The sequence below is a fragment of the Streptomyces sp. NPDC059010 genome (genome assembly GCF_042740355.1).
Taxonomy (GTDB): Bacteria; Actinomycetota; Actinomycetes; order Streptomycetales; family Streptomycetaceae; genus Streptomyces.
Map to the genome: position 1 here is coordinate 22,255 of NZ_JBHYJA010000019.1, position 25,601 is coordinate 47,855.

The following is a 25,601-nucleotide window of genomic DNA, read 5'->3' on the forward strand; positions in this document are numbered from 1 at the left end:
GGGGCTTATTTTTTCCAACCCCCCCCCCCCCTCTTCTCACCAAAAAAAACTCACCAAACAACCCGGTGGCGCCCCCCCCCCGCCCCGGGGGGGCCCCCCCCCCCCCACCGCGCCGTCGCCAGGACATGCGGCGACGGCGTGGTGATGTGACGTGGGGTCAGGCCAGAGGGGTGAATCCTCGTGCGGAGGAGGTCAGTTGCAGGTGCCGACCGAGGAGACGTTGTCGATGACGACCCGGCCGCCCTTCTTCATGTACGAGTACACCTCGCCGCAGTAGCCCTTCTTCTGGCGGACGGGGCCGGCGTAGGTGCTGAACGTGCCGAAGTCCTCGTCGTGCGGGGTGTCGGTGTAGTTGTCCTTCAGCCGGATGCCCATGTACTGGGCGGAGCCGGTCTCGTTGTGCAGGACGCCGCAGGTCGGCCTGTCGTAGATGCGCGGACCGGTGGTGGAGCCGTCGGTGTACACGTAGACGGTCGCGTAGCGGGTGCTGTCGTTCGGCAGCCGCTTCGCCGTGAGGATCTGCGTGTAGCCCGCGCCGCACACCGTCGCGGCTCGGGCGGCGGCCTTCGGGTTGGCGGACACGATGGAGCGGGCGCTCTTGGACGCCTGCGAGGCGAAGGTGAGGTCGTCGGCCTGGACGACGGCCGCGGCGGGCGCGGCGTGCGACGTCGTGTCGGCGGCGGCGACGGCCTGGCCCGGCACGGAGGTGCCGATCAGCGCCAGAGCGGAAACGGCCAGGGCAGAACGGAACGCGTTCTTTGCGCGCATGCGAAAAATCCCCCATGTAGATACACACACGGGGGGTGACGTGGTCAACTATCAGGCCCCCCGCCAGTCACAGGAGAACCTAACAGCTCTCACAACGAACCGAAAGCGTGTTTGCCTTCACACGTAGTGGGCGCACCGGCTTCACAGGACGCCCACATAGCAACGAGCCGGGGTGACATGGCGCACCCCGGCTCGTTCACGGCACCCGCACGGCCGTACGCTGCTCAGACTGACGCGTCCGTATATCGGGGTCGGGTCGGCCGAGTTGCCTGTGTGTTAACGCAGTTGATGCCTGTTTGTGCGGCTATGCGGCCACCTCCGCGAAGTGGCAGGCCGAGAGGTGTCCCGCCGCCGGGCCGACCGGGAGGTGCGCCGGATCCTCCCGTTCGCAGCGCTCCTGGGCCTTCCAGCAGCGGGTGCGGAAGCGGCAGCCGGAGGGGATGCTCGTCGGGGACGGCACGTCGCCGCTGAGGATGAGGCGCCTGCGGTGCTCGCGGGCCTCCGGGTCCGGCACGGGTACCGCGGAGAGCAGGGCCTGGGTGTAGGGATGCGTGGGGCGGTCGTAGATCTCGGTGTCCCCGCCGATCTCCACGATCCGTCCGAGGTACATCACCCCCACCCGGTCGGAGATGTGCCGGACGATCGACAGGTCGTGGGCGATGAAGACGTAGGAGAGGTCGAACTCGTTCTGCAGGCGCTCCATCAGGTTGATGACCTGTGCTTGGACCGACACGTCCAGCGCGGAGACCGGCTCGTCGGCCACGATGACCTCCGGGCGCAGGGCCAGGCCGCGGGCGATGCCGATGCGCTGGCGCTGACCGCCGGAGAACTGGTGCGGGTACCGGTTGATGTACTCCGGGTTCAGGCCGACGACGTCCAGGAGCTCCTGCACCTTGCGGCGCCGGTCCCCCTTCGGAGCCACCTCGGGGTGAATGTCGAACGGCTCCCCGATGATGTCGCCCACCGTCATACGCGGGTTGAGCGAGGTGTACGGGTCCTGGAACACCATCTGGATGTTCCGCCGGACCGCCTTCAGCGCACGCCCGGACAGCTCGGTGATGTCCTGGCCCCTGTACTTGATCGTGCCGGAGGTCGGCTGCTCAAGGTTGACCAGCATCTTGGCAACTGTTGATTTGCCGCAGCCGGACTCCCCGACGATGCCGAGGGTTTCTCCACTGTTGAGCGTGAAGTCCACACCATCAACGGCCTTGACGGCACCGATCTGCCTCCTGAACAGGATGCCCTGGGTCAACGGATAGTGCTTGACCAGTCCGGTCACTTCCAGGATCGGCTCAACCATTGAGGCACTCCCTCCAGAAGTGGCAGGCGCTCACCCTGTCCTCGGCGACCTCGTACAGCGGGGGTACGTCCGTCCGGCACACGTCCTGAGCCATCGGGCAGCGGGGGTTGAACGCGCAACCCGGCGGGATCTTCATCAAGTTGGGCGGCAACCCCTTGATCGCGTACAGCTCCTGCCCCTTCTGATCAAGACGGGGGATCGAATCAAGCAGTCCGCGCGTGTACGGGTGCGCCGGCGCCTTGTAGATGTCGTGGACCGGGGCCGACTCGACGATCCGGCCCGCGTACATCACGGCGATCCGGTCGGCGACGTCCGCCACGACACCGAGGTCGTGGGTGATCAGGACGAGCCCCATGTCGTACTCGCGCCGCAGCTCGGCGAGCAGGTCCATGACCTGGGCCTGGACGGTGACGTCGAGGGCGGTGGTGGGCTCGTCGGCGATGATGAGAGCCGGTTCGAGGGCGAGGGCCATCGCGATCATGATGCGCTGGCGCATACCGCCGGAGAACTGGTGAGGGTACTGCCCGACGCGTTCCCCGGCGGCCGGGATGCGCACGCGGTCCATCAGCTCGACGGCCTTCGCACGGGCGTCCTTGCGCGACATCCCCCGGTGCACGACGAACATCTCGCCGAGCTGGTCACCGACGGTCAGTACGGGATTGAGCGACGACAGCGCGTCCTGGAAGATCATCGCCATCTCGGCACCCCGCACCCTGCGCCGCTCGTCCTCCTTCAGCTTCAGCAGGTCCCGCCCCTGAAAGAGGACCTCACCCCCGGTGACCCGCCCCGGCGGCATGTCCAGAATCCCCATCACCGCCTGTGCGGTGACCGACTTCCCGGACCCGGACTCCCCCAGCACGGCCAGCGTCTCCCCGGCCTCCACGCCGTAGCTGACGCCGTTGACGGCCTTGGCGACCCCGTCCCGGGTCCGGAACTCCACCTGCAGATCCCGCACTTCGAGCAGCATGACGCCGGGTCACCTCAGCTTCGGGTCGAGGGCGTCGCGTACCGCGTCGCCCAGCATGATGAAGGCCAGGACCGTGATCGCCAGGGCGCCCGAGGGCCACAGCAGGGCGTGGGGGGCGTTGCGGATGTACGGGGAGGCCGCCGAGATGTCGATGCCCCAGGAGACGCTCGGAGGTTTCAGGCCCACGCCCAGGTAGGACAGGGTCGCCTCCAGCGCGATGTACGTGCCCAGCGCGATGGTCGCGACCACGATCACCGGGGCCACCGCGTTGGGCGCGATGTGGCGGAGCAGGATGCGGGAGCTGGAGGCGCCCAGGGCGCGGGCGGCCTGGACGTAGTCGTTCTGTCTGGCCGTGATGACCGCGCCGCGGGCGATGCGGGAGAGCTGCGGCCAGCCGAGCAGCACGATGAAGCCGATCACCGGCCAGACCGAGTTGCTGGTCACCACCGAGAGCAGGACGAGGCCGCCGAGGACCACCGGGATCGCGAAGAAGACGTCGGTGACGCGGGAGAGGAACGAGTCCCACAGGCCGCCGAAGAAGCCGGCCAGCGCCCCCAGCACCGAGCCGAGGACCGCGACCCCGAGCGTGGCGCAGACTCCGACCGTGACGGACGTACGGGCGCCGTACACCGTGCGTGTGTAGACGTCGCAGCCCTGGCCGTCGTAGCCGAAGGGATGGCCGGGCGCCGAGCCCTGCTGGGCCTTGGCGAGGTCGCATTTCAGGGGGCTGCCGGAGGCGATCGCCGCCGGGAAGACCGCGATGAGCAGCAGAAAGAGGATGATCAGGGCCGAGATGAGGAAGACCGGGTTGCGGCGCAGGTCCCGCCAGGCGTCGGACCAGAGGCTGCGGGGGCGGTCGGCCGGTGCGGCGGCCGCGGGATCCGGTTCGGCGGGCGGCCGGGCGTCCGAGGGGGCCGGGCCATGGCGTACGGCCGTTTCCGCCTCGCCCGCCGTCATGTGCATCGCGGCGCCCGTGCCGCCGGCGGCCATCGCCCCCTCGGACCGGAACGGCTGCTCAGGCATAGCGGATCCTCGGGTCGAGTACGGCGTACAGAAGGTCGACGACCAGGTTGCACAGGAGGAAGACGAGGACCAGGACCGTCACGAAGCCGACGACCGTCTGGGTGTTCTGGCGCAGGATGCCCTGGTAGAGCTGGTAGCCGACGCCGTGGATGTTGAAGATCCGCTCGGTGACGATGGCCCCGCCCATGAGGAAGCCGATGTCGGCGCCGATGAACGTGACGACCGGGATGAGGGAGTTGCGCAGCAGATGCCGCGTCACCACCCGGCTTCTGGGCAGGCCCTTCGCGATCGCTGTACGGACGTAGTCGGAGCGGCGGTTCTCCGCGATGGAGGTGCGGGTCAGCCGGGTGACGTACGCGAGGGAGACCGAGGCCAGGACCAGGCCCGGCAGGAGCAGTTCCGCGAAGGGGGCGGCCGTGGAGACCGATGGCCGGATCCAGCCCCATTCGACGCCGAGCAGCAGCTGGAGCAGCAGTCCGGTGACGAAGGTGGGGACGGAGATCACCACCAGGGTGGCGAGGAGTACGCCGGTGTCCACCGGGCGGCCGCGGCGCAGGCCGGTGACGACGCCCAGGGTGATGCCGATGAGGACCTCGAAGAGGATCGCCACGATCGTGAGGCGGAGGGTGACCGGGAAGGCCGTCGACATCAGCTCGGTGACTTCCTGGCCGTTGAACGCCGTACCGAAGTCTCCGGTGAAGACGTTCCCCATGTAGGTCAGGTACTGCTGCCACACCGGCCTGTCGAGGCCGAACTCCCTGCGCAGCTGGGCGGCCGTCGCCGGGTCGCACTGCCGGTCGCCGCACAGGCCCGCGACGGGGTCGCCCATCACGTTCACCATGAGGAAGATCAGCAGGGTCGCCCCGATGAACACCGGGACCATCTGCAGCAGGCGCCGGACGACGTACTGCCCCACGGCCGGCTCAACCGACCTTGATCTGGTCGTAGACCGGGACGCTGAACGGGTTGAGGGCCACGTTCGACAGCCGCTCCGACCAGCCGGCGCTGCCGTTCTGGTACCAGAGCGGGATGGCCGCCATGTTGTCCCGGACGACCTCCTCGGCCTTCTGGAACATCTCCACGGCCTTCGCGGGGTCGGTCTCGGCGTTCGCCTCGTCGACCAGCTTGTCGAACTCCGGGCTCGACCACTTGCCGTCGTTGGAGGAGGCGTCGGTGTAGTAGAGCGGCTGGAGGAAGTTCTGGGGCAGCGGGTAGTCCATCTGCCAGCCCGCCCGGAACGGCCCGGAGAGCTTCTGGGTCGTGGACTTGCTGCGGAAGTCGGCGAAGGTGCCGATCGGGTTGCCGACGCAGGCCCGGTCGTTGTCCAGGGCGTTGTTGATGGAGTTGCAGACGGCGTCCACCCACAGCTTGTGGGAGCCGGTGTCCGCGTTGTACGTGATCTTCACCTGGCCGCCGGGCAGCCCGCCGCCCTCCTTGATCAGCTTCTTGGCCGCGGCGGCGTCGTACTCGCACCACTGACCGCACAGCCCCGCCTTGTAGCCGCCGTCCTTGCCGAGGACGGGTGAGGTCCAGTCGGTGGCGGGGGTGCGGGTGCCCTGGAAGATGGTCCGGGTGATCTGGTCCCGGTTGATCGCCCGGGACAGCCCCTGACGGACCTTGACCGAGCCGGACTTGTTCCAGTCCTTGTCGTAGTAGGGGAAGGCCAGGGTCTGGATGATGCCGGCCGGGGTGTTCAGATAGCGGTCGCCGAGGTCGCCGCGGACGTTCTTCAGCTGCTGGGCCGGTACGTCGTCCACGAGGTCGAGGTTGCCGGCGAGCAGGTCGGTGTAGGCCGTGTTGTTGTCCGTGTAGACCTTGAGGGCGACGCCTGCGTTGCGGGCCGCGTCCTCGCCCCGATAGGCGTCCCATTTCGTCAGCCGCATCTCGGAGCCCTTGGTGTACGACTCCACGGCGTACGGCCCGTTGCCGACGGGCTTGGCGAGCCAGCCGGCGTGGTCGTCGAAGAACGCCCGGGGCAGCGGCACGAAGGCGTTGTAGCCGAGGGTGTCGGGGAAGCCGGAGAACTTCTGGCTGAGCCTGACGGTGAAGGTGCGGTCGTCCACGACCTTCAGGCCGCTCATCGTCTCGGCGCGCTGTGCGCCCTGTTCCGGGTGGACCTGGTCGTAGCCGTCGATGTAGCCGAAGAAGTAGGCGTTCTTCTGGTTGTTCTTCAGGCTCGCCCCGTAGTTCCAGGCGTCCACGAAGGAGCCGGCGGTGACCTTCTCGCCGTCGCTGAAGGTCCAGCCGTCCTTGAGCGTGATGGTGTAGTTCCGTGAGTCGGTGGTCTCGATCCGCTCGGCGAGCATGTCCTCGGCCTCGCCGGTCTTCGGGTCGTACTGCTTGAGCCCGCGGAAGATCATGGAGAGCACCTTGCCGCCCTGCACCTCGTTGGTGTTGGCGGGCTCCAGCGGGTTCTGCGGGTCGGTCCAGGAGGAGCTGAGCACCGCGCCGGTGTCACCGCCGGTGTCGCCGCCGCCTCCGCAGGCCGTCGCCGTGAGGGCGACGGCCACCGCGACCGCGGCCCGTCCGGCGTGCCTGGCTCCGCGCATGGTGCCTCCTCCTGACCGCGCCGCCCGGGATTCGCCGCGCCTTGGCAGCAAATATCGGCAGCCGTGAGGGGCTGTGCATGCGCAGGGCGCCCATCCGAGGTGCCGTTAGCCCATCCGGGCCGCGACCGCCCTGTCCGGAAATCCGCGCAGGTCCGTCAGGGCTCCACCAGGGACCCTTCACCGGTGTGGACCAATGGCTGTCTCAATCTCATCACTTCGTTGTTTTCCGCAGGCCACATGGGGTTTCATGCGCCGTTGACACGCGCAGAACAGCGCTGACAGCCCCATCAGCCATGCCAGCCAGCCGTCCAACAAGCCGTCCCTGTGCAAGCGATGACGCGAGGTCACGACCATGAGCACTCACGAGCAGCACAGCAGAGCACGGCGGCTCCTCGCCGCCGCCGGAGCCGCCGTCCTGACGCTGTCCGCCGGACTCGTGCCGCAGCAGGCGGCGGCCGCGGACGGCGACAAGGTGCTCACCGTCGCGGTCGCCCAGAGCGTCGACTCGCTGAGCCCCTTCCTGGCCGCGCGGCTCCTGAGCACCAGCGTCCACCGGCTGATGTACGAGTACCTCACCAACTACGACCCGGGGGACGGCCACACCGTCCCGGCCCTGGCGACCCGGTGGAAGTCGTCGCCGGACAAGCTGACCTGGACGTACACCATCCGCAAGGACTCCAAGTGGTCCGACGGGCGGCAGGCCACCGCCGAGGACGCGGCGTGGACGTTCAACAAGATGATGACCGACGAGGACGCGGCCACCGCCAACGGCAGCTTCGTCACCAACTTCCGCAAGGTGACCGCCCCGAGCCCGACCGAGCTGGTCATCGAGCTGAAGAAGCCGCAGGCCACGATGACGGCGCTGGACGTGCCGATCGTGCCGAAGCACATCTGGGAGAAGGTCGGCGACTTCGCGGAGTTCAACAACGACAAGAAGTTCCCCATCGTCGGAAACGGGCCGTTCGTCCTCACCGACTACAAGCCCGACAGCTATGTGCGGCTGAAGGCCAACATGGACTTCTGGCGCGGGGCACCGAAGTTCGACGAGCTGGTCTTCCGCTACTACAAGGACCAGGACGCGGCGGTCGCCGCCCTGCGCAAGGGTGAGGTCTCCTTCGTCGCCGGAGCCCCGGCGCTGACGCCCGCTCAGGCGGCCTCCCTCAAGGGCGAGAAGAACATCCACGTCAACGACGCCCCCGGCCGCCGCTTCTACGCCCTCGCCGTCAACCCCGGGGCCAAGGCGAAAAACGGCCAGAAGATGGGCAACGGCGACCCCTCCCTGCTGGACCAGCGGGTGCGGCACGCCCTGTTCATGGCCGTCGACCGCACGACCATCATCGACAAGGTGTTCCAGGGGTACGCGCAGCAGGGCGCCGGGTACATCCCGCCCCGCTTCGCCCCGTACTTCTGGAAGCCGACGGACGGGCAGGAACTCGCCTACGACCCCGCCAAGGCCGGCCAACTCCTCGACCGGGCGGGCTACAAGAAGAACGGCGACGGCAAGCGCGTCGGCAAGGACGGCAAACCGATCGACTACCGCATCCTGTGCCACGCCACCGACTCCAACGACAAGGCCATAGGGCAGTACCTCAAGGAGTGGTGGGGCAAGCTCGGCATCGGCGTGACCCTGGACTGCCTGGACAACGTCAGCGATCCCTGGCTCGCGGGCAACTACGACCTCGCCTTCGACGGCTGGTCCGTCAACCCCGACCCGGACTTCGTGCTGTCGATCCACACCTGCGCCGCCCTCCCCGCCACCCCGAAGGACACCGGCGCGACCGACAACTTCATCTGCGACAAGAAGTACGACGACCTGTACACGAAGCAGCTCGCCGAGTACGACGCCGCCAAACGGGCGGACATCGTCAAGCAGATGGAGTCACGGCTGTACGACCTCGGGTACATGAACGTCATGGCGTACCCGAACGCGGTCGAGGCCTACCGCACGGACCAGATCAAGTCGATCACGACGATGCCCGCGAAGGCCGGCAACATCTACGGGCAGGACGGCTACTGGAGTTGGTGGTCGGCGACCCCGGCGGACTCCGACGGCTCCTCCGGCGGCTCCGGCTCGGCGGGCGTCGTCATCGGGGTCGTCGCCGGTGCGGTCGTCCTCGTCGGCGCGGGGGTGTTCTTCGCGCTGCGCCGCAGGACCACCGCCGAGGACCGCGAGTAGCAGCCCATGACCGCCGAAGCACCGTCCACCGCGGCCGTCGGGGCCGCCGCGCCCGCGGTCCGGGAACCGCGGGCGCTCACCACCACGCGCTATCTGCGCTACGGCGCCGGAAAGGTGGGCGGCGCCGCCGTCTCCCTGCTCGCCGTCCTCGTCACCGGGTTCTTCCTGTTCCGTCTGATTCCGGGCGACCCGGTCAAGACCATGACGGGCGGCCGCCCGGTCTCCGCGGAGCAACTGGCCGCCTACCGGCGCGAGTTCGGGCTCGATCTGCCGCTGTGGCAGCAGTTCACCGACTACTGCGGCAAGGCGCTCACCGGGGACCTCGGGACGTCGTACCAGTTCCGCGCGCCCGTCGTCGACAAGATCTCCGAGGCGCTGCCCAACACGCTGCTGCTCACCGGCACCGCGTTCGTGCTGTACACCCTGCTCGGCATCGTGCTGGGCACCCGCTCGGCCTGGCGCCACGGCGGGCTGGGCGACCGCCTGAACACGGGCCTGGCCCTGACCCTCTACTCGATCCCCTCCTTCTGGCTGGGCCTGCTGCTGATCATCGTGTTCTCGGTGGGGATGGGCCCGATTCCCGGGCTCTTCCCGACCGGTGGCATGGAGTCCGGCGGTGAGGAGGGCTTCGCGTACGTCCTCGATGTCGCCCACCATCTGATCCTGCCCGTCGTCACCCTGGTCGCGGTCGAGTACGGCCAGACCCTGCTGGTGGCCCGCTCGGCGCTGCTGGACGAGATGGGCAGCGACTATCTGACGACCGCCCGCGCCAAGGGGCTCAGGGACGACCTGGTCCGGCGCCGGCATGCCGTGCCGAACGCGCTGCTGCCGACGGTGACGCTGGTCTTCGTCAACCTGGGCCGGACCGTCGCGGGCGTGATCCTCGTCGAGACGGTGTTCTCCTGGCCGGGCCTCGGCGGGCTGTTCTACCAGGCGCTGAGCGTGCCCGATCTGCCGCTGGTGCAGGGCCTGTTCCTCTTCTTCGCAGCGGCGGTGATCGTCATGAACACCCTGGCCGACCTGGTCTATCCGCTGCTCGACCCCCGGGTGGGCCGATGACGACCGATACGAAGAGCACCGGGGCCAAGGCTCCGGCGACCAGCCCGCGCGCGCTCGCCCGGCAGCGGCGGCGCCAGTCCGTCGTACGTTTCTGGAAGCAGTACCGCACCCATCGCGCGGGGCTGGTGGGAATGATCGCACTCACCCTGTTCGCGCTGCTGGCGCTCACCGCCCCCCTCACGGTCGGCTCCGACGTGTCCAGCGTGACGGGGGCGCCGGGGCGGCCGATGGAGAGCCCGAGCGCCGAGTTCCCGCTGGGCACCGACCGGTTCGGGCGGGATCTGCTGGGCCTGCTGGTGTGGGGTGCGCGGGTGTCGCTGCTGGTCGGTCTGCTCGCGGCCGCGCTGTCGGTGGCGATCGGCACGCTGGTCGGGATCACCGCTGGGCACTTCAAGGGGGCGTACGCCACCGTGCTGATGCGGGTCACCGACTGGTTCCTGGTGATGCCGACCCTGGTCCTCGCCATCGCGCTGGCCACCGTGATGTCCCGCTCGCTGGGCACGGTCGTGCTGGCGATCGGCGTGACCTCCTGGCCGACCACGGCCCGGCTGGTGCGGGCGCAGACGCTGGCGGTGGAGTCACGGCCGTACATCGAACGGGCGACGGCGCTGGGCGGCGGGCACTGGCACATCATGTCCCGGCATGTGCTGCCCAATGTCATGCCCCTGGTCCTCGCCCAGACGACGCTGATGATCTCGTCCTCCATCCTCGCCGAGGCGACGCTCGCCTTCCTGGGGCTGGGCGATCCGACCGTGGTGTCGTGGGGCGGGCTGCTCCAGGACGCGCGGGAGGCGGGGGCGGTCAGCTCCGGAATGTGGTGGTACCTGGTGCCGCCGGGCATCGCGATCGCGGTGGTGGCACTGGCGTTCACGCTGTGCGGGCGCACGGTGGAGTCGGTCCTCAACCCCCGGCTGGGGGTGGCCCGTTGACGCTGCTGGAGGTACGGGATCTGGAGGTGACGTACCCGGGCGGCGCGGCCGCCGTACGGGGCGTCGACCTGACGCTGGGGGCCGGGCAGAAGCTGGGCATCGCGGGCGAGTCGGGCTGCGGCAAGTCCACGCTCGCCCTCGCCCTGCTACGGCTGCTGCCGGCCGGGACGCGGATCGGCGGGGAGGTGCTGCTGGACGGCGAGGACGTCCTCACCATGAAGTGGGGCCGGGTGCGGGCGGTGCGCTGGGCGGGGGCGTCCATCGTCTTCCAGGGCGCGATGCACTCGCTCAACGCCGTCCACCGGGTCGGCGACCAGATCGCCGAGCCGATCCTGCTGCACCGGAAGGCGACGCCGGCGGGCGCGCGGAAGAAGACCGGCGAGCTGCTGGAGCAGGTGGGCCTGCCGGCGGCGCGGGCGGCGGCGTACCCGCACGAACTCTCCGGCGGCCAGCGTCAACGCGTCATGATCGCCATGGCGCTGGCCTGCGCCCCGCGCCTCGTCATCGCCGACGAGCCGACCACCGCGCTGGACGTGATGATCCAGGCCCAGATCCTCCGCCTGATCGAACAGCTCGTGACGGACCAGGACCTGGGCCTGATCGCGATCAGTCACGACCTCGCGGTCCTCGCCGACACCTGCGACCGGCTGGCGGTGATGTACGCGGGCCGGGTGATCGAGGAGGGCCCGGCGCGGAGGGTCTACGAGGACGCCCGGCACCCGTACGGCAAGGCTCTGTCGGAGGCGTTCCCGAGAATCGGCGACCCGGCGTCGAGGTTTGCCCCGCGCGGCCTGCCGGGCGACCCCCCGGACCCGTCCGCGGTCCCCTCCGGATGCGCCTTCCATCCGCGCTGCCCGGTCGCCCTGGACTCCTGCGCGACGGACGACCAGGAACTCCACGAGGCCGACGAGGACCGCCGGGCTGCGTGCGTGCATGTCACGGCGGCGACGCAGGACGCGAGGAACGCATCATGACCCTCTTGAGCGCACAGGGCCTGCACGTCACCTACCCCGGCCGGCACGGCGCCCGGCCCGCCCGGGCCGTGGACGGTGTCGAACTCGACATCGGCGCCGGGGAGATCGTGGCGCTGGTGGGCGAGTCGGGCTGCGGCAAGACGACGCTGGCGCGGGCGTTGCTGGGCCTGGTGCCGCCGACGGAGGGCCGGATCGTCTTCGACGGCGAGGACCTGCGCTACAGCTCACGGGCCCTGAAGGCGTACCGGCGGCGCGTCCAGCTGGTCCTCCAGGACCCGACGGGATCGCTGAACCCCCGGCACACGGTGTACGACGCGGTGGCGGAGGGTCTACGGATCCACGGCTACGCGGGCGACGAACGCACGGCGGTCGCGGAAGCCCTGTCCCGGGCGGGGCTACGGCCCCCCGAGCGCTTCTTCCTGCGCTACCCGCACGAACTCTCCGGCGGCCAGCGCCAGCGCGTGGTCATCGCCGGCGCGCTGGTCCTGGAGCCCGAACTCCTGATCGCCGACGAGCCGGTGGCCTCCCTGGACGCGTCCGTACGCGGCGAAATCCTCGCCCTGCTGCTCCGCCTGCGCACCGACCTCGGCCTGTCGGCGCTGGTGGTGACCCACGACCTGGGCCTGGCGTGGAACATCGCGGACCGGGTGGCCGTGATGTACCTGGGCCGGATCGTGGAGACGGGAGCCGTGGAACAGGTCCTGACGACCCCGCGCCACCCCTACACCCAGGCACTCCTGTCGGTCCTGCCGGAAGCCCCGGGCGCCCCGGTGATCCTCACCGGCGAACCCCCGGACCCGTCCCGCATCCCCTCCGGCTGCCGCTTCCACGCCCGCTGCCAGGTGCTGGCGAGCGGGGACGCGGAACGGGCGGGGGTGGCGGACGCCTGTCGGGGGGTGGATCCGGAGGTGCTTGGCGGGGGTGGGGAGGCACAGGTGGCTTGCCATTGGGCTCGGGCACGGATCACGGCGTGACGGCGGCCACCAACTCCACCTCGAAACCGTCGGAGTTCGCGAGGTAGGCCGCGTAGTGCTCCGGGCCGCCCGCGTACGGGTACCGGTCCGCGAAGAGCGGCGTCCAGCCGTGGGCGGGGGCTTCGGCGGCCAGCGCGTCCACCTCGTCGCGGGTTCCGGCGTGGAAGGCGAGGTGGTTGAGGCCCGGGCGGGTGCGGTCGTGGTCGGTGCCGGTCAGGGCCGGTGACTGCTCCACGACGAGATACGTCGGGCCCAGACGCCAGCTGCGGCCGTGCTCCCAGTCCTGGTACGGGTCGTAGCCGAGCCGGGTGAGCAGCCAGCCCCATGCGCGGGTCGCTCGGGGCAGGTCGGGGACCCACAGCTCGATGTGGTGCAGCAACTGAGCCTCTCTTCATGGAAAAACACCGGTTCCCGGCGCCCTCGTGAGGGTGCCGGGAACCGGTTTGAGGTGCTGGGACGTCACGCCGCGTGGACGACGTCCTTCTCCTCCGCGAAGTGGCACGCCGACTCGTGGGCCGCCGGGGTGTCCTGGCCCTTGAAGCGTTCCGGGATCGCCAGGAGGGGGACCTCCTTGGCGCACTTGTCCTGGGCCTTCCAGCAGCGGGTGCGGAAGCGGCAGCCCGAGGGTGGGTTGGCCGGGGACGGGACGTCGCCGGTGAGGATGATCCGCTCGCGGTTGTCGCGGGCGTCGGGGTCGGGGACCGGGACCGCCGACAGCAGCGCCTGGGTGTAGGGGTGCGTCGGGTGGTCGTAGATCTGCTCGTCGGAGCCGATCTCGGCCATCTTGCCGAGGTACATCACACCGACCCGGTCCGAGATGTGCCGGACGATCGACAGGTCGTGGGCGATGAAGAGGTAGGACAGGTTGAACTCGTTCTGCAGGCGCTCCATCAGGTTGATGACCTGTGCCTGGACCGACACGTCCAGCGCGGAGACCGGCTCGTCGCAGATGATGATCTCGGGGTTCAGAGCCAGACCGCGGGCGATGCCGATGCGCTGGCGCTGACCGCCGGAGAACTGGTGCGGGTACCGGTTGATGTACTCCGGGTTCAGGCCGACCACGTCCAGGAGCTCCTGCACCTTGCGGCGCCGGTCCCCCTTCGGAGCCACCTCGGGGTGGATGTCGAACGGCTCCCCGATGATGTCGCCCACCGTCATACGCGGGTTGAGCGAGGTGTACGGGTCCTGGAACACCATCTGGATGTTCCGCCGGACCGCCTTCAGCGCACGCCCGGACAGCTTGGTGATGTCCTGGCCCTTGTAGAAGATCTCGCCGGCCGTCGCCCGCTCCAGGTTCATCAGGAGCTTGGCGACGGTGGACTTGCCGCAACCCGACTCGCCCACGATGCCCAGCGTCTCGCCCTGGTACAGGTCGAAGGACACACCGTCGACGGCCTTGACCGCACCGACCTGCTTCTTGAACAGGATGCCCTGGGTGAGCGGGAAGTGCTTCACCAGGTTGCGCACCTGCAGGATCGGCTCACCCCGCTCGACCGGCGCCTCGATCGCGGCGACCGCCTCCGACTCGGAGTGCGCGTCGACGACCTCGACCTCGGAGACGTTCGGCGTGGCGTCCTGCGGCTCGTCGTTCTTGCTGAGCTCAGCCATGGATCGTCTCCTTCCAGAAGTGGCAGGCCGAGCCGCGGCCGGCCAGCTCGGTGCCGTCCGGCTCGGCGACCGGGTTCAGGAGCGGGACGTCGGTACGGCAGACGTCCTGCGCCTGGGGGCAGCGCGGGTTGAAGGCGCAACCGGTCGGGATGCGCAGCAGGTTGGGCGGCAGACCCTTGATCGCGTACAGCTCCTGGCCCTTCTGGTCCAGGCGCGGGATCGAGTCCAGCAGACCCTTGGTGTACGGGTGCGCGGGGCGCTTGTACAGCTCATGGACGGGGGCACGCTCCACGATGCGCCCCGCGTACATCACCGCGATCTTGTCCGCGACGTCGGCGACCACGCCGAGGTCGTGGGTGATCAGGATCAGGCCCATGTTGTACTCGCGCTGCAACTCCGCGAGCAGGTCCATGACCTGGGCCTGGACCGTCACGTCGAGGGCCGTGGTGGGCTCGTCGGCGATGATCAGGTCCGGCTCCAGGGCGAGCGCCATCGCGATCATGATGCGCTGGCGCATACCGCCGGAGAACTGGTGCGGGTAGTCGTTCACCCGGGCCGCGGCGGCCGGGATCTTCACCCGGTCCATCAGCTCGATCGCCTTGGCCTTGGCGTCCTTCTTGGACATGCCCTGGTGGACACGGAACATCTCGCCGAGCTGGTAGCCGACGGTCAGGACCGGGTTGAGCGAGGACAGCGCGTCCTGGAAGATCATGGCGATGCGCTGACCGCGGATCTTGCGGCGCTCCTCACCGGACATCTTCAGCATGTCCTGGCCGCGGAAGAGGATCTCGCCCTGCGGGATCTTCGCCGGCGGCATGTCGAGGATGCCCATGATGGCCTGGGCGGTGACGGACTTGCCGGAGCCGGACTCGCCGAGCACGGCGAGCGTCTCGCCCATGTTCACGCTGTAGTTGACGCCGTTGACGGCCTTGGCGAGGCCCTCACGGGTGTGGAACTCGACGTGCAGGTCACGCACTTCGAGCAGCGGGGCACCGTCGCCGTCGCGGGGCGACGGCACGGGAGCGACTTCTTCGATGATGGTCACGTACGCCTCCCTCAGCGCATCTTCGGGTCGAGGGCGTTGCGGACGGCCTCACCGAGCATGATGAACGCCAGCACCGTGATGCTGAGCATGATCGACGGGTACAGCATGATCCACTGGGCGACGCGGATGGAGTTGCCGCCATCGGAGATGTCGTTGCCCCACGAGACGCCGTTCAGACCGAGGCCCAGGTAGGACAGCGTCGCCTCGGCACCGATGTAGACACCGAGCGAGATGGTGGCGACGACGATCACCGGGGCGAGGGTGTTCGGCAGGATGTGCCGGAACATGATGCGTGTCGTGCTGGCACCGAGGGCCTTGGCGGCCTGCACATAGTCCGCCTGCTTGGTGGTGATGACCGCGCCACGCATGACACGGGCGATCTGGGTCCAGCCGAAGAAGCCGAGTGCGCCGATGACCACCCAGGTGGTGCGATCGGTGAAGGAGTTCAACGCGACCATCGTGCCGAGCAGGAACGGGATGCCGAAGAAGACGTCCGTCAGCCGGGACAGGATCGAGTCGAGGACGCCGCCGAAGTAGCCGGCGATCATGCCGATCAGGCCGCCCACGACGGTGACCACGATGGTGGTGCCGAAGCCGACCGACACCGAGGCCCGGGTGCCGTAGATGACACGCGCGTAGACGCTACGGCCCTGGGCGTCGTAGCCCAGCCAGTCGGCGGAGCCCACCTCGCCCAGCTTCGGCTTCTGGATGTAGTGCTTCGACAGGTCGCCCAGAACCGGGGTGGCGCTGGTGAACCAGCCGGGGAAGAAGGTGATCGTCAGCAGGAGCAGGATCAACACGCTGGAGACGATGAAGATCCAGCTTCGGCGCAGATCGGCCCAAGCGTCGCCCCACAGGCTGCGGGCCTTCTCGGGCTTTGCGTCGACGGCCGCTGCCACTGCCGGCTCCGCGCCGACCTTTTTGGTGGCGGTCTGGGTCACGTCAGGCATAGCGAATCCTCGGGTCCAGGACCGCGTAGAGCAGGTCGACGAGCAGGCTGGCGAGGAGGTAGATGAGGACCAGGACGGTCACCAGGCCGACCAGGGTCGTGCCCTCGCGGCGCACGATGGAATCGGCGATCGTGCCGCCCACACCATGGATGTTGAAGATGCGCTCGGTGACGACGGCGCCGCCCATCAGCGCACCGAGGTCGGTGCCGAGGAAGGTGACCACCGGGATCAGCGAGTTGCGCAGCAGGTGGACGCCCACCACACGGCGCCGCGGGAGGCCCTTGGCGATGGCCGTGCGGAGGTAGTCGGCGCGCAGGTTCTCGGCGATCGACGTCCGGGTGAGCCGGGTGACGTATGCCAGAGAGGCGGTGCCCAGGACGACCGCCGGCAGGATGAACTGGCTGAGGTCGGTCTCGTCACTGACGCTGGGGTCCACCCATCCGAGCTGGTCGGCGAAGACCATCTGGAGGATGAAGCCGAGGACGAAGACCGGGACCGAGATCAGAAGAAGCGTGATCACCAGGATCGCGTTGTCGGTGATCCGCCCGGCGCGCAGCCCGCTGACGATGCCGAGCGCGAGGCCCAGTACCGCTTCGAAGGCGAAGGCGAGTCCGGCCAGACGGAGCGTCACCGGGAAAGCCTCGCCGAGTACATCGGTGACGGGGCGGCCGCTGGCGATCTGCGTGCCGAAGTCGGCGTGCAGAATCATGCCCTTCATGTAGTCGAAGTACTGCACCAGGATCGGCTGGTCCAGGCCGTACTCATGTCTCAGGGCCGCGATCACCTGCGGGCTGCCGGCCTTGTCGCCGAAGAGCCCTCGCACGGGGTCGCCGGGCAGGGCGTAGACCATGAGAAAGATCAGCAATGTCGTCCCGATGAACACCGGGATCATCTGGAGCAGTCGTCGTGCGACGTAGCGCCCCATCGTGCCTCCATGTCAATTCCAGCAGCGGCAGCCGACGGGCCCTTTCCACGCGCACCCGTGAACGATGCGTGTCGAAAGGGCCCCCCAGCCGCTGCCGTCCCCCCGGGGCGGCGCACCGTACGGCGCCGCTCCCGGGATCGCGGGCTGTCAGCGATTACTTCTTCTTGACCTGAACGCCGGTCAGAACCGGGTCACCGTCCTGGGCGTACGCGACACCGGTGACGTTCTCCGAGTAGCCCGCGTTGACCTTGTAGTACCAGAGCGGAATGCTCGGCATGTACTCGGGGAGCTTCTTCTCCAGCTCCTGGTACAGCTTCATCGACTCGTCCTGCGTCTTGGCGGCGTCCGCCTGGGAGATCAGGGTGTCGATCTCCTTGTTGGAGAAGCCGCTCTGGTTGCCGGACGACTTGGTGCCGAACAGGTCGCGCAGGAAGTTGGCGTTGAAGGGGTAGTCCAGCACCCAGCCCGAGCGGTACAGGGACTTGACCTCCTTCGCGTCACGCGCGTTGAGGTCGGCCTGGAAGTCGGCCTTGGAGTCGCCGGTGCACTTCACACCGACGGCCTTGGTGATGGAGTTGCAGACCGCCTCGACCCAGTCCTTGTGGCCGCCGTCGGCGTTGTACTGGATGGAGATGGCGTTGCCGGGAACGCCGCCGCCCTCCTTGATGAGCTGCTTGGCCTTGGCCGGGTCGAACTTGAAGATGTCGGTGCCCAGGCTCGGCTGGTAGCCGAGAACGCCCTTGGCGACCCAGCCGGTGGCGGGCTCACGGGTGTTCTGGAGGACCGTCTTGGTGATGGTCGGACGGTCGATCGCCATCGACAGGCCCTGGAGGACCTTCGGGTCGATGTCTTTCCACTGCTTGGTGTAGAAGGCGGGGGCGATCGTCTGGACCGCGGAGTAGGCCTGGTCCACGGCGCGGTCGCCGAGGTCCTGCTTGTAGACCGGGAGGTCCTTGGGCGCGATCTGGCGCAGGACGTCGACGTTGCCGGACTTCAGGTCCTGGTAGGCCGTCTCAAGGCTGGTGTAGTTCTTGAAGAGCACACCGCCGTTCTTGGCCTTGTTCGGACCCTGGTAGTCGTCGTAGCGGGCGACCTCGATCTGCTTCTTGTGGTCCCAGCTGACGAACTTGTAGGGGCCGTTGCCGACCGGCTTCTCACCGGCGGCCTTCGGGTCCTTGTAGAAGGACTCGGGCAGCGGCGAGAAGACCTCGTAGCCCAGCTTGTAGACGAAGTACGGGATCGAGCTGGTGAGCTCGATGGTGAAGGTGTTGTCGTCGACGACCTTGAGGCCGGACATCTCCTTCGCCTTCGGCTTGCCCGACTCGGGGGCCACGTCGGAGTAGCCCTTGATGTCGGCGAACCAGAAGCTGTTGGTCTGCTTGTTGGCCGGGTTCGCGGCCCAGTTCCACGCCTTGACGAAGGACTCGGCGGTCACCGGGGTGCCGTCGTGGAACTTCCAGCCCTGCTTCAGCTTGACCGTGAAGGTCTTGTTGTCCTTGGTGTCCACCGACTGGGCGTTCACCATGACGATCTTGCCGCTCTTGTCGTAGTCGACAAGGGTGGAGAACAGAGCACGCGTGACGATGCTTCCGTTGGACTCCATGGTGTTCGCGGGCTGCAGCGGGTTCTGCGGCTCCCCGACCTCGATCGAGAACTTGCCGTTCGGGTCGATGGCAGCCTTGCTGTCGCTGCCGCCGTCGCCACTGCCACCACCACAGGCGGTCGCGCCCAGCGCCACAACCGCGGCTATCGCGACCCACTTGGCGCTCTTGGCACCGCGCATGGGTTCCTCCTCATGAGTCCATTGGTTCACCGCAAAGGGGCGCACAAGACACACAACCGCCACCGTCACCGGTGGCGAGGAAAGTCTGGTGCCCCCACGCTCGCGAGTCTGCGCCCCGTCAGCGCGACTCGTTCTGCCGAGCTCTACGCGCCTAACTATCTGTCATTGCCACATGGCCGAACCACACCCGTAAGGTCTCGGTTCGATCACACCTGGCGGCTACTTCTTCCAAAATCCGGACAAAGGGTTTGACGAAAGATCCCTGCGAAACGGACTTGTTACACATCTATCGGGAGTGAGTGTCCGCATTCCGGACGCAACGCAGTGAAAAATCAGTTGCGGCCGCCGCAGCCGTCGTGCAGGGCGAATCCATCACACGCTCGCGGCAAGGCTCTTCAGTCACCCTGCGTGTACACCGACGGCGACACAGCAGGTCCACAGCAGCGTAGTGGGCATCCGGTGAAGACCAGGCCCTCCTCCTGTAAATAGAGGGTTATCCCTACCCGTGTGTCGCGTCACGCCAACGGGCCGCTCCTGCCCCTACGACGACACCGGGCACCCGCTGTTGAGCGGGTGCCCGGTGTCGTCGTGTCAGGCGGCCGTGTCCGCCCTGAGCCGGTGTCAGCCGTGCTTGGCGCGGCTCGCGGCGCGGGCGCGCTCGCGGGCGTCCAGGTTCACCTTGCGGATGCGCACCGCCTCCGGGGTGACCTCGACGCACTCGTCGTCGCGGCAGAACTCCAGGGACTGCTCAAGCGACAGCTTGCGCGGCGGGACGATCGCCTCGAACGAGTCGGCCGACGAGGACCGCATGTTCGTGAGCTTCTTCTCCTTGGTGATGTTCACGTCCATGTCGTCGGAGCGGGAGTTCTCGCCGACGATCATGCCCTCGTACACCTCGGTGCCCGGCTCCGTGAACAGCACCCCGCGCTCCTGGAGGTTCGTCATCGCGAACGCGGTGACGGCACCCGAGCGGTCGGCGACCAGCGAACCGTTGTTGCGGGTCTGCAGGTTGCCGAACCAGGGCTCGAAGCCCTCGTGGATGGAGTGCCCGATTCCGGTGCCGCGGGTCTGGGTCAGGAACTCGGTCCGGAACCCGATCAGGCCGCGCGAGGGGACCACGAACTCCATGCGGACCCAGCCCGAACCGTGGTTGGACATGTTGTCCATACGGCCCTTGCGGACGCCCATGAGCTGCGTGACCGCGCCCATGTGCTCCTCGGGCACGTCGATCGTCATGCGCTCGACGGGCTCGTATGTCTTGCCGTCGACGTCCTTCGTGACGACCTGCGGCTTGCCGATGGTCAGCTCGAAGCCCTCACGGCGCATCTGCTCGACCAGGATGGCCAGCGCCAGCTCACCGCGGCCCTGCACCTCCCAGGCGTCGGGGCGCTCGGTGTCGATGACGCGAAGCGAGACGTTACCGATCAGCTCGCGGTCCAGGCGGTCCTTGACCTGGCGGGCGGTGACCTTGCGGTCCTTCACGGCCGACTTGGCGTCGGCGCCCTTGCCGGTGCCGCCACGGCCGACCAGCGGCGAGGTGTTCGTGCCGATGGTCATGGAGATCGCGGGCTCGTCGACCGTGATCAGCGGCAGCGGGACCGGGTTCTCGGTGTCGGCGAGGGTCTCGCCGATCATGATGTCCGCGATACCGGCGACGGCACAGATGTCACCCGGGCCGGCGACCTCGGCGGGCTTGCGGGTCAGCGCCTCGGTCATCATCAGCTCGCTGATGCGGACGTTGGACATCGTGCCGTCACGCTTGATCCACGTGACCGTCTGGCCCTTGCGCAGCTCGCCCTGCTCGACGCGGAGCAGCGCGATACGGCCGAGGAAGTTGTCGGCGTCCAGGTTGGTGACGTGCGCCTGGAGCGGGGCGGCCTCGTCGTAGGTCGGGGCCGGGATGTGCTCCAGGATCGTGGAGAAGAACGGCTCCAGGCTGTTGGAGTCCGCCGGCACCGTGCCGTTCTCCGGCTTGGTCAGCGAGGCGATGCCGTCGCGGCCGCAGGCGTAGACGATCGGGAACTCGATCTGCTCCTCGTCCGCGTCCAGGTCGAGGAAGAGGTCGTAGGTCTCGTTGACGACCTCGTCGATGCGGGAGTCCGGGCGGTCCGTCTTGTTGATGCACAGGATGACGGGCAGGCGCTGCTGGAGGGCCTTGCGCAGCACGAAGCGGGTCTGCGGGAGCGGGCCCTCGGAGGCGTCCACGAGCAGCACGACACCGTCGACCATCGACAGACCGCGCTCGACCTCGCCGCCGAAGTCGGCGTGACCGGGGGTGTCGATGATGTTGATGGTGATGACGTCCCCCCCGTCCTTCGGGTGGTACTTCACCGCCGTGTTCTTGGCGAGGATCGTGATGCCCTTCTCACGCTCCAGGTCGTTCGAGTCCATCATGCGGTCGTCGACGCCCTCAAGCTGGTGGGCGGCGAAGGCACCGGCCTGCTTCAGCATGCCGTCCACGATGGTGGTCTTGCCGTGGTCGACGTGGGCGACGATGGCGACGTTGCGGATGTCGTGGCGCGTGGCCATGGTGTGACGTACTCCCGGAGTGGTGAGGACGGCTCTCGCGTACGTCTGTGTTACGCGGGCCCTGCCGGGCGGAACATGCCACGGCCTCACCCCATGGTACGGGGCCACCGGGGTGACGGCTCGCGGGCGGGTGGGGTCAGGCCTTCTCCAGGACCGGGGAGCCATCCGCACAGGAACGGTGAGCGGCCTGAAGAGCGAGGCCGTCGCCGTCCACGGACTCGTCGCAGGAGAGGACACCGGCCATGTCGAGGGTCCAGTTCCTGGCGTGCCCCGTGGTGGTCTCCGCGCCGGAGCAGGTGTAGCGGAAGTCACCCTCCCACTCCCGCACCCCGACGTACTCCACGAGCTCTCCGGGACCGGTGACCTTGGACAAGCCGCTGTCCAGATCCGGCGCCGCGAGGTGCACATCGGTGAAGGAGTACGTGTCGCCGTCCACCTCTGCCAGGGTGGGGGCGTCGGAGTCGATCTCGCCGATCCTCTTGCCCAGCGAGAAGAGGACCTCCGCCGGGGACACGGCCGGCCCTGCGGCCCGTACGGTCGGCTTGGGCGTGTACACCCGCTCAAGCTGTACGTCGAACGTGCCGTCGGCGCCGACTCGCCGCGCCTCGGAGACCCCGGTCAGCCGGTCCCGCTTCTTGACGCCGGTCCACGTGAACGTGCCGTCGGCGCACGCCTTCACCACGGCCTTGGCGCTCTTGCCCGTGCTCTTGGGCTCGTCCTTCCCGTCCCCGGTACAGGCCGTCAGCCCCACTGCCAGCACCGCCACCGCCAGCCCCGTCGTACAGGCCCGTATCGCAGCACGCATCGTCTCGGCCTCTCCCCCGTGCAGCCGCCGGAGTCACCCGCGGCCTTGATCATCAGTGCGCTCATGGTGCGGGAGGCGGGAGAGGGGCCGCAAGCCGTTCGGGAGCGTCAGTTCCTGGGCGACGCGCCCCCCGACGCCCCCACCCCCTTCTCCAGGAACCCCATGTCCTCATAGACCGGCGTCCGGAAGCCGAAGGCGCCCGCGTTGGCGACGGTCTTCTTCGCGGCGGTCAGCTGGGGGCGCTGGTAGAGGGGGATCGAGCCGGCCGCCGCCCAGATGCGGGAGTCGGCCTTGCGGATCAGGCCCCGGTTCTCGCCCTCGTCCAGCGTGGCGATCGCCTGGTCGAAGAGCTGGTCGACCTGGTCGGTGCCGACGCGGGTGTAGTTCTGCTCGACGTTCAGGGAGCCGTCGGCGGCCGGGACCGGCTTGGCGTAGATCGGGCGGGCGTCGGTGGCGGGGTAGGCGGAGGTGGGCCAGGAGTACAGCGCGAGGTCGTACTGGCCGTTCGCGATGTGGTCCTTGAAGTAGCTCTCGTCCGAGACCTTGGTGATCGCGGTACGGATGCCGACCCGCTCCAGCATCAGCCCGATCCGGTCCGCCACCGTGCGCAGCGTCTGCGAGCCCTCCCCCGACGGCACCACGAAGCGCAGCATCAGCGGCTTGCCGCCCTTCGCCAGCGGCCGGGCCTCCTTGCCGGCCGGTGCGGCGGTGCCCCGCGGGGCGTACGCGCCGGGCGCGCCGGCCTGCTGCAGCTGCTGGGTGCCGTACTGCTTGCCGTCCTGCGCGAGGTGCTTGCCCTCGCGGCCCTCGCCGCCGTCCGCCTTGTGGTCCTCGCCGCTGCCCTCCCCGACGATGTACGTCCCGTCGTCACCGCCCGCCGAGTCCGATCCCGAGTCCGAGTCCGATCCCGACCTCTTCTCGGACTTGCTCTTCTCCGCCTTCTCCCCCTTCGAGCCCGCCGCCTTCTCCCCCTTCTTCCCCTTCTTGATCGGTCCGCCCTCCACCCACCCGGCGTCCGAGAGCAGGGCCTGGGCCTCCTCCGTGTCCTGGCCGCCGATCGCGCCGCTGTTGTCGGCGTAGGCGGCCTGGCCGGAGAGGGCGAGGTGGCTGCCGACCGGCTCGGCGGGCAGGCCGAGGGGGGTGAGGACGAGCTTGGCCAGCTCCTCGCGGTCGAGTGCGCGGGCCACGGCGCGCCGCACCCGCTCGTCGGCGAGCGGACCGTCGGCACCGTTGAGGGCGAGCTGGGTGTACGTCGGCTCCAGGGAGCGGCGTACCTCGAAGCCCCGGAACGCGGCCGCCTCCCGTCGCTGCTTGGGGGACAGCTTGCGGCGGTCGGGGCCCATCAGCGGCGAGGAGGAGGTGAGCGGCGTACCGGAGGCGCTGGCGGTCGCGCTCCGGGGAGGTGACGCGAGGGCGATACGGCGGGCCGCGGCGGGGTCGATCTCGGCCAGGTCGAGCTGTCCGGCGGCGAGCTCGGCGGCCCGTTCGTCGCGCGGGACGGCCCGCAGCACGATCTCGTTCAGCTTGGCCCGCTGTCCCCACCAGCGGGGGTTGCGGGCGAGCCGTACCTCGTCGGACTTGCGGTTGATCTTCTTCAGCGAGAACGGCCCGGCGCTGACCTTCAGCTTGCGCCGCGCCCCGTCGTTGAACGAGTCCGGCGTGCCCATGACGTCCTTCGGATACAGCGGCGAGAACAGCGAACGCCAGTCGGCGTACGGCTGCGCGAAGGTCACCCGGACCTCCAGGTCGCCCTTGCCGCGCTCGATCTTCTCGATGCGGTCGTAGCCGGCGTTGCGGGCGGTCCAGTAGGCGCTGTCCTTGCCGGACAGGGCCCGCCACTGGGCGGCGAAGTCGGCGGCGCCGATCTCCCGGCCGTCGCTCCAGACGGCCTGCTGGTTGAGCTTGTACAGGACGACCTGCTTGGGCTCGGTCTCGACGACCTTCGCGGACTCCAGGTAGTCGGGGTTGCGCTCGGGGCGCCCGCGCTCGTCGATGCGGAACATCGAGGGCAGGGTGGCCTGCGCGATCCGGGTGGTGGTCGCGTCGGCGTCCGACTGGAAGGTGTTCAGCGTCTCCGGTACGGCGTCCACGGCCCACCGCAGGGTGCCGCCCTGGGCGACCGAGGCCCGGTCGGCCGGGGCGATGTCCTGCCCGGCCAGCGGCTTTCCGGCCGGGTCCGGGGAGCTGCACCCGGCGAGCGCGGGCACCGCCAGGGCACCCGCCGCGAGGAATGCGGCCGCGCGCATGATCGCGCCTCGGGCCGGCCTGGGTCCGACGCCGTCGTAGGACATCTCGCCGTCGTAGGACATCGGGTACCTCCGGGGAGCCGCTCCCGCCGGTGACGATAAGTGCGTTCTGATCACATTTGGCGGTATTTTGGAGTTGATCAGATCTAAGGGCCCCCACTGAAGAGGAAAGGGTTGGCCGGGCGGAGACGACACGGCGGCGGGGACGCACAAGGCCACCCGTGTGGAGCAACGCATCCACCGGGGACGGCGGCTGCGCGCCCTCGCGCTTCTTCGGCTCCCCCGGCGTACACAGAGCGCATGCGGGCGCGCGTCTCAGGCGTGCAATCCGCCAATCGCTGCACATGCCTTCACAGCGACAGGTGTGACGCGCAACACTCGCAGGCGCATGAACGTTGCCACCAAGGGCCGAACGGCCCACGGAAGTGAGGTCACGTCATGTCCGTGCAAGACGACCTGACAGCTGTCCAGCGCTGCCTCGACGACCTGTCCCGGTCCGTGGGCCGGCTGGAGCAGCACCTCGGTACCGGCGGACTGGAGATGCGCCGCGTCCGTACCGACGCCAACCACCTGCGCGAGAGCCTCGCGCTGCTGCGGGAGGCGGCCGCGAGCCCCGCCACGCAGCGCAAGCCGGAGCTCGTCAGCATCCCCGACACGCCGTACGACGACTCGTTGTGGATCGACACGGATGACGAGGGTCTCGGCGCCCGGGACCGCCGCGCTCCCTAGAATCCGTCGCCCCCTGACCCGACCGGAGTCATGCATTGGCCACTGGTACGGAACCCCATCTGAACAGCGGCGGCGTACGAGCCGGTACGCGCGCCGCGATCACCGCCCCGCATCTGCGGACCGACCGCTGGTGGCTGGCCCCCGCCCCCCCCCCCCCCCCGGGGGGGGGGGGGAAACGTTAATAGAACAGGGCGGGCCGCGCCCACGCGGGCAAAAAAACCGGGCCCGAACTATACCCCCACTAAAAGCCCACTGATGGGGT

Annotated in this window: 21 protein-coding genes; 6 read left to right on the plus strand and 15 right to left on the minus strand. The window is 68.8% G+C overall.

Annotated elements, in window-relative coordinates; translation table 11 throughout:
* Positions 1–192 precede the first annotated feature (192 nt).
* From ACFWYS_RS21725 to ACFWYS_RS21750, 6 genes are all read right to left on the minus strand, one after another.
* Entirely contained in the window at positions 193–768 is a 576-nt protein-coding gene (locus ACFWYS_RS21725) for a hypothetical protein (protein WP_384771265.1), read from the minus strand.
* A gap of 304 nt (positions 769–1,072) precedes the next feature.
* Positions 1,073–2,068 (minus strand): ABC transporter ATP-binding protein, encoded by a 996-nt coding sequence (locus ACFWYS_RS21730; RefSeq protein WP_384771268.1) that lies wholly within the window; start codon positions 2,066–2,068, stop codon positions 1,073–1,075.
* Complete coding sequence (locus ACFWYS_RS21735) at positions 2,061–3,035, minus strand: ABC transporter ATP-binding protein (RefSeq protein ID WP_384771271.1); 975 nt, start codon at positions 3,033–3,035, stop codon at positions 2,061–2,063. The genes ACFWYS_RS21730 and ACFWYS_RS21735 overlap by 8 nt, the downstream gene beginning before the upstream one ends.
* Before the next feature lie 9 nt (positions 3,036–3,044).
* The gene (locus ACFWYS_RS21740; RefSeq protein ID WP_384771273.1) at positions 3,045–4,058 is read right to left on the minus strand and encodes an ABC transporter permease; all 1,014 of its coding nucleotides are present in this window, start codon (positions 4,056–4,058) and stop codon (positions 3,045–3,047) included.
* Positions 4,051–4,974, minus strand: coding sequence for an ABC transporter permease (locus ACFWYS_RS21745; RefSeq protein ID WP_384771276.1), 924 nt, complete (start codon positions 4,972–4,974; stop codon positions 4,051–4,053). The genes ACFWYS_RS21740 and ACFWYS_RS21745 overlap by 8 nt, the downstream gene beginning before the upstream one ends.
* 7 nt (positions 4,975–4,981) lie before the next feature.
* The gene (locus ACFWYS_RS21750) at positions 4,982–6,607 is read right to left on the minus strand and encodes an ABC transporter substrate-binding protein (protein ID WP_384771279.1); all 1,626 of its coding nucleotides are present in this window, start codon (positions 6,605–6,607) and stop codon (positions 4,982–4,984) included.
* A gap of 352 nt (positions 6,608–6,959) precedes the next feature.
* On the opposite strand from ACFWYS_RS21750, the gene ACFWYS_RS21755 reads away from it, so the two are divergent.
* The 5 genes from ACFWYS_RS21755 to ACFWYS_RS21775 are packed head-to-tail and all read left to right on the plus strand — an operon-like array spanning position 6,960 to position 12,719.
* Complete coding sequence (locus tag ACFWYS_RS21755; protein WP_384771282.1) at positions 6,960–8,783, plus strand: ABC transporter substrate-binding protein; 1,824 nt, start codon at positions 6,960–6,962, stop codon at positions 8,781–8,783.
* A 6-nt stretch (positions 8,784–8,789) separates the two neighbouring features.
* Complete coding sequence (locus tag ACFWYS_RS21760) at positions 8,790–9,842, plus strand: ABC transporter permease (protein WP_384771284.1); 1,053 nt, start codon at positions 8,790–8,792, stop codon at positions 9,840–9,842.
* Positions 9,839–10,771 (plus strand): ABC transporter permease, encoded by a 933-nt coding sequence (locus ACFWYS_RS21765; protein ID WP_384771287.1) that lies wholly within the window; start codon positions 9,839–9,841, stop codon positions 10,769–10,771. Before ACFWYS_RS21760 ends, ACFWYS_RS21765 begins: the two co-directional genes overlap by 4 nt.
* Positions 10,768–11,745 carry an ABC transporter ATP-binding protein gene (locus ACFWYS_RS21770; protein ID WP_384771290.1) on the plus strand — a complete coding sequence of 326 codons (978 nt, stop codon included), beginning with the start codon at positions 10,768–10,770 and terminating at the stop codon, positions 11,743–11,745. The genes ACFWYS_RS21765 and ACFWYS_RS21770 overlap by 4 nt, the downstream gene beginning before the upstream one ends.
* On the plus strand, positions 11,742–12,719 hold the full coding sequence (locus ACFWYS_RS21775; protein ID WP_384771293.1) for an ABC transporter ATP-binding protein: 978 nt from the start codon (positions 11,742–11,744) through the stop codon (positions 12,717–12,719). The genes ACFWYS_RS21770 and ACFWYS_RS21775 overlap by 4 nt, the downstream gene beginning before the upstream one ends.
* On the opposite strand, the gene ACFWYS_RS21780 is transcribed toward ACFWYS_RS21775, so the two are convergent.
* The 9 genes from ACFWYS_RS21780 to ACFWYS_RS21820 all read right to left on the minus strand — a co-directional run bounded on the left by ACFWYS_RS21780 (position 12,709) and on the right by ACFWYS_RS21820 (position 24,655).
* Complete coding sequence (locus tag ACFWYS_RS21780) at positions 12,709–13,098, minus strand: VOC family protein (RefSeq protein WP_384771296.1); 390 nt, start codon at positions 13,096–13,098, stop codon at positions 12,709–12,711. The two genes, ACFWYS_RS21775 and ACFWYS_RS21780, sit on opposite strands and share 11 nt — an antisense overlap.
* A gap of 80 nt (positions 13,099–13,178) precedes the next feature.
* A complete protein-coding gene (locus tag ACFWYS_RS21785) occupies positions 13,179–14,327 on the minus strand; it encodes an ABC transporter ATP-binding protein (RefSeq protein ID WP_384771298.1) in 1,149 nt (382 codons plus the stop codon).
* On the minus strand, positions 14,320–15,372 hold the full coding sequence (locus ACFWYS_RS21790) for an ABC transporter ATP-binding protein (RefSeq protein WP_384771301.1): 1,053 nt from the start codon (positions 15,370–15,372) through the stop codon (positions 14,320–14,322). Before ACFWYS_RS21790 ends, ACFWYS_RS21785 begins: the two co-directional genes overlap by 8 nt.
* A gap of 11 nt (positions 15,373–15,383) precedes the next feature.
* Complete coding sequence (locus tag ACFWYS_RS21795) at positions 15,384–16,322, minus strand: ABC transporter permease (protein ID WP_384771303.1); 939 nt, start codon at positions 16,320–16,322, stop codon at positions 15,384–15,386.
* Entirely contained in the window at positions 16,315–17,247 is a 933-nt protein-coding gene (locus ACFWYS_RS21800; protein WP_384771307.1) for an ABC transporter permease, read from the minus strand. Before ACFWYS_RS21800 ends, ACFWYS_RS21795 begins: the two co-directional genes overlap by 8 nt.
* A gap of 154 nt (positions 17,248–17,401) precedes the next feature.
* Complete coding sequence (locus tag ACFWYS_RS21805) at positions 17,402–19,030, minus strand: ABC transporter substrate-binding protein (RefSeq protein ID WP_384771312.1); 1,629 nt, start codon at positions 19,028–19,030, stop codon at positions 17,402–17,404.
* Between the two features lie 621 nt (positions 19,031–19,651).
* Positions 19,652–21,559 carry a translational GTPase TypA gene (gene typA / locus ACFWYS_RS21810; protein WP_384771315.1) on the minus strand — a complete coding sequence of 636 codons (1,908 nt, stop codon included), beginning with the start codon at positions 21,557–21,559 and terminating at the stop codon, positions 19,652–19,654.
* Between the two features lie 136 nt (positions 21,560–21,695).
* Positions 21,696–22,364 (minus strand): hypothetical protein, encoded by a 669-nt coding sequence (locus ACFWYS_RS21815; protein WP_384771317.1) that lies wholly within the window; start codon positions 22,362–22,364, stop codon positions 21,696–21,698.
* A gap of 107 nt (positions 22,365–22,471) precedes the next feature.
* Complete coding sequence (locus tag ACFWYS_RS21820; RefSeq protein ID WP_384771667.1) at positions 22,472–24,655, minus strand: ABC transporter family substrate-binding protein; 2,184 nt, start codon at positions 24,653–24,655, stop codon at positions 22,472–22,474.
* Positions 24,656–25,048: 393 nt separating this feature from the next.
* Between ACFWYS_RS21820 and ACFWYS_RS21825 the strand changes: the two genes are divergently transcribed.
* Entirely contained in the window at positions 25,049–25,339 is a 291-nt protein-coding gene (locus ACFWYS_RS21825) for a hypothetical protein (RefSeq protein WP_384771320.1), read from the plus strand.
* The last annotated feature ends 262 nt before the right edge of the window (positions 25,340–25,601 follow it).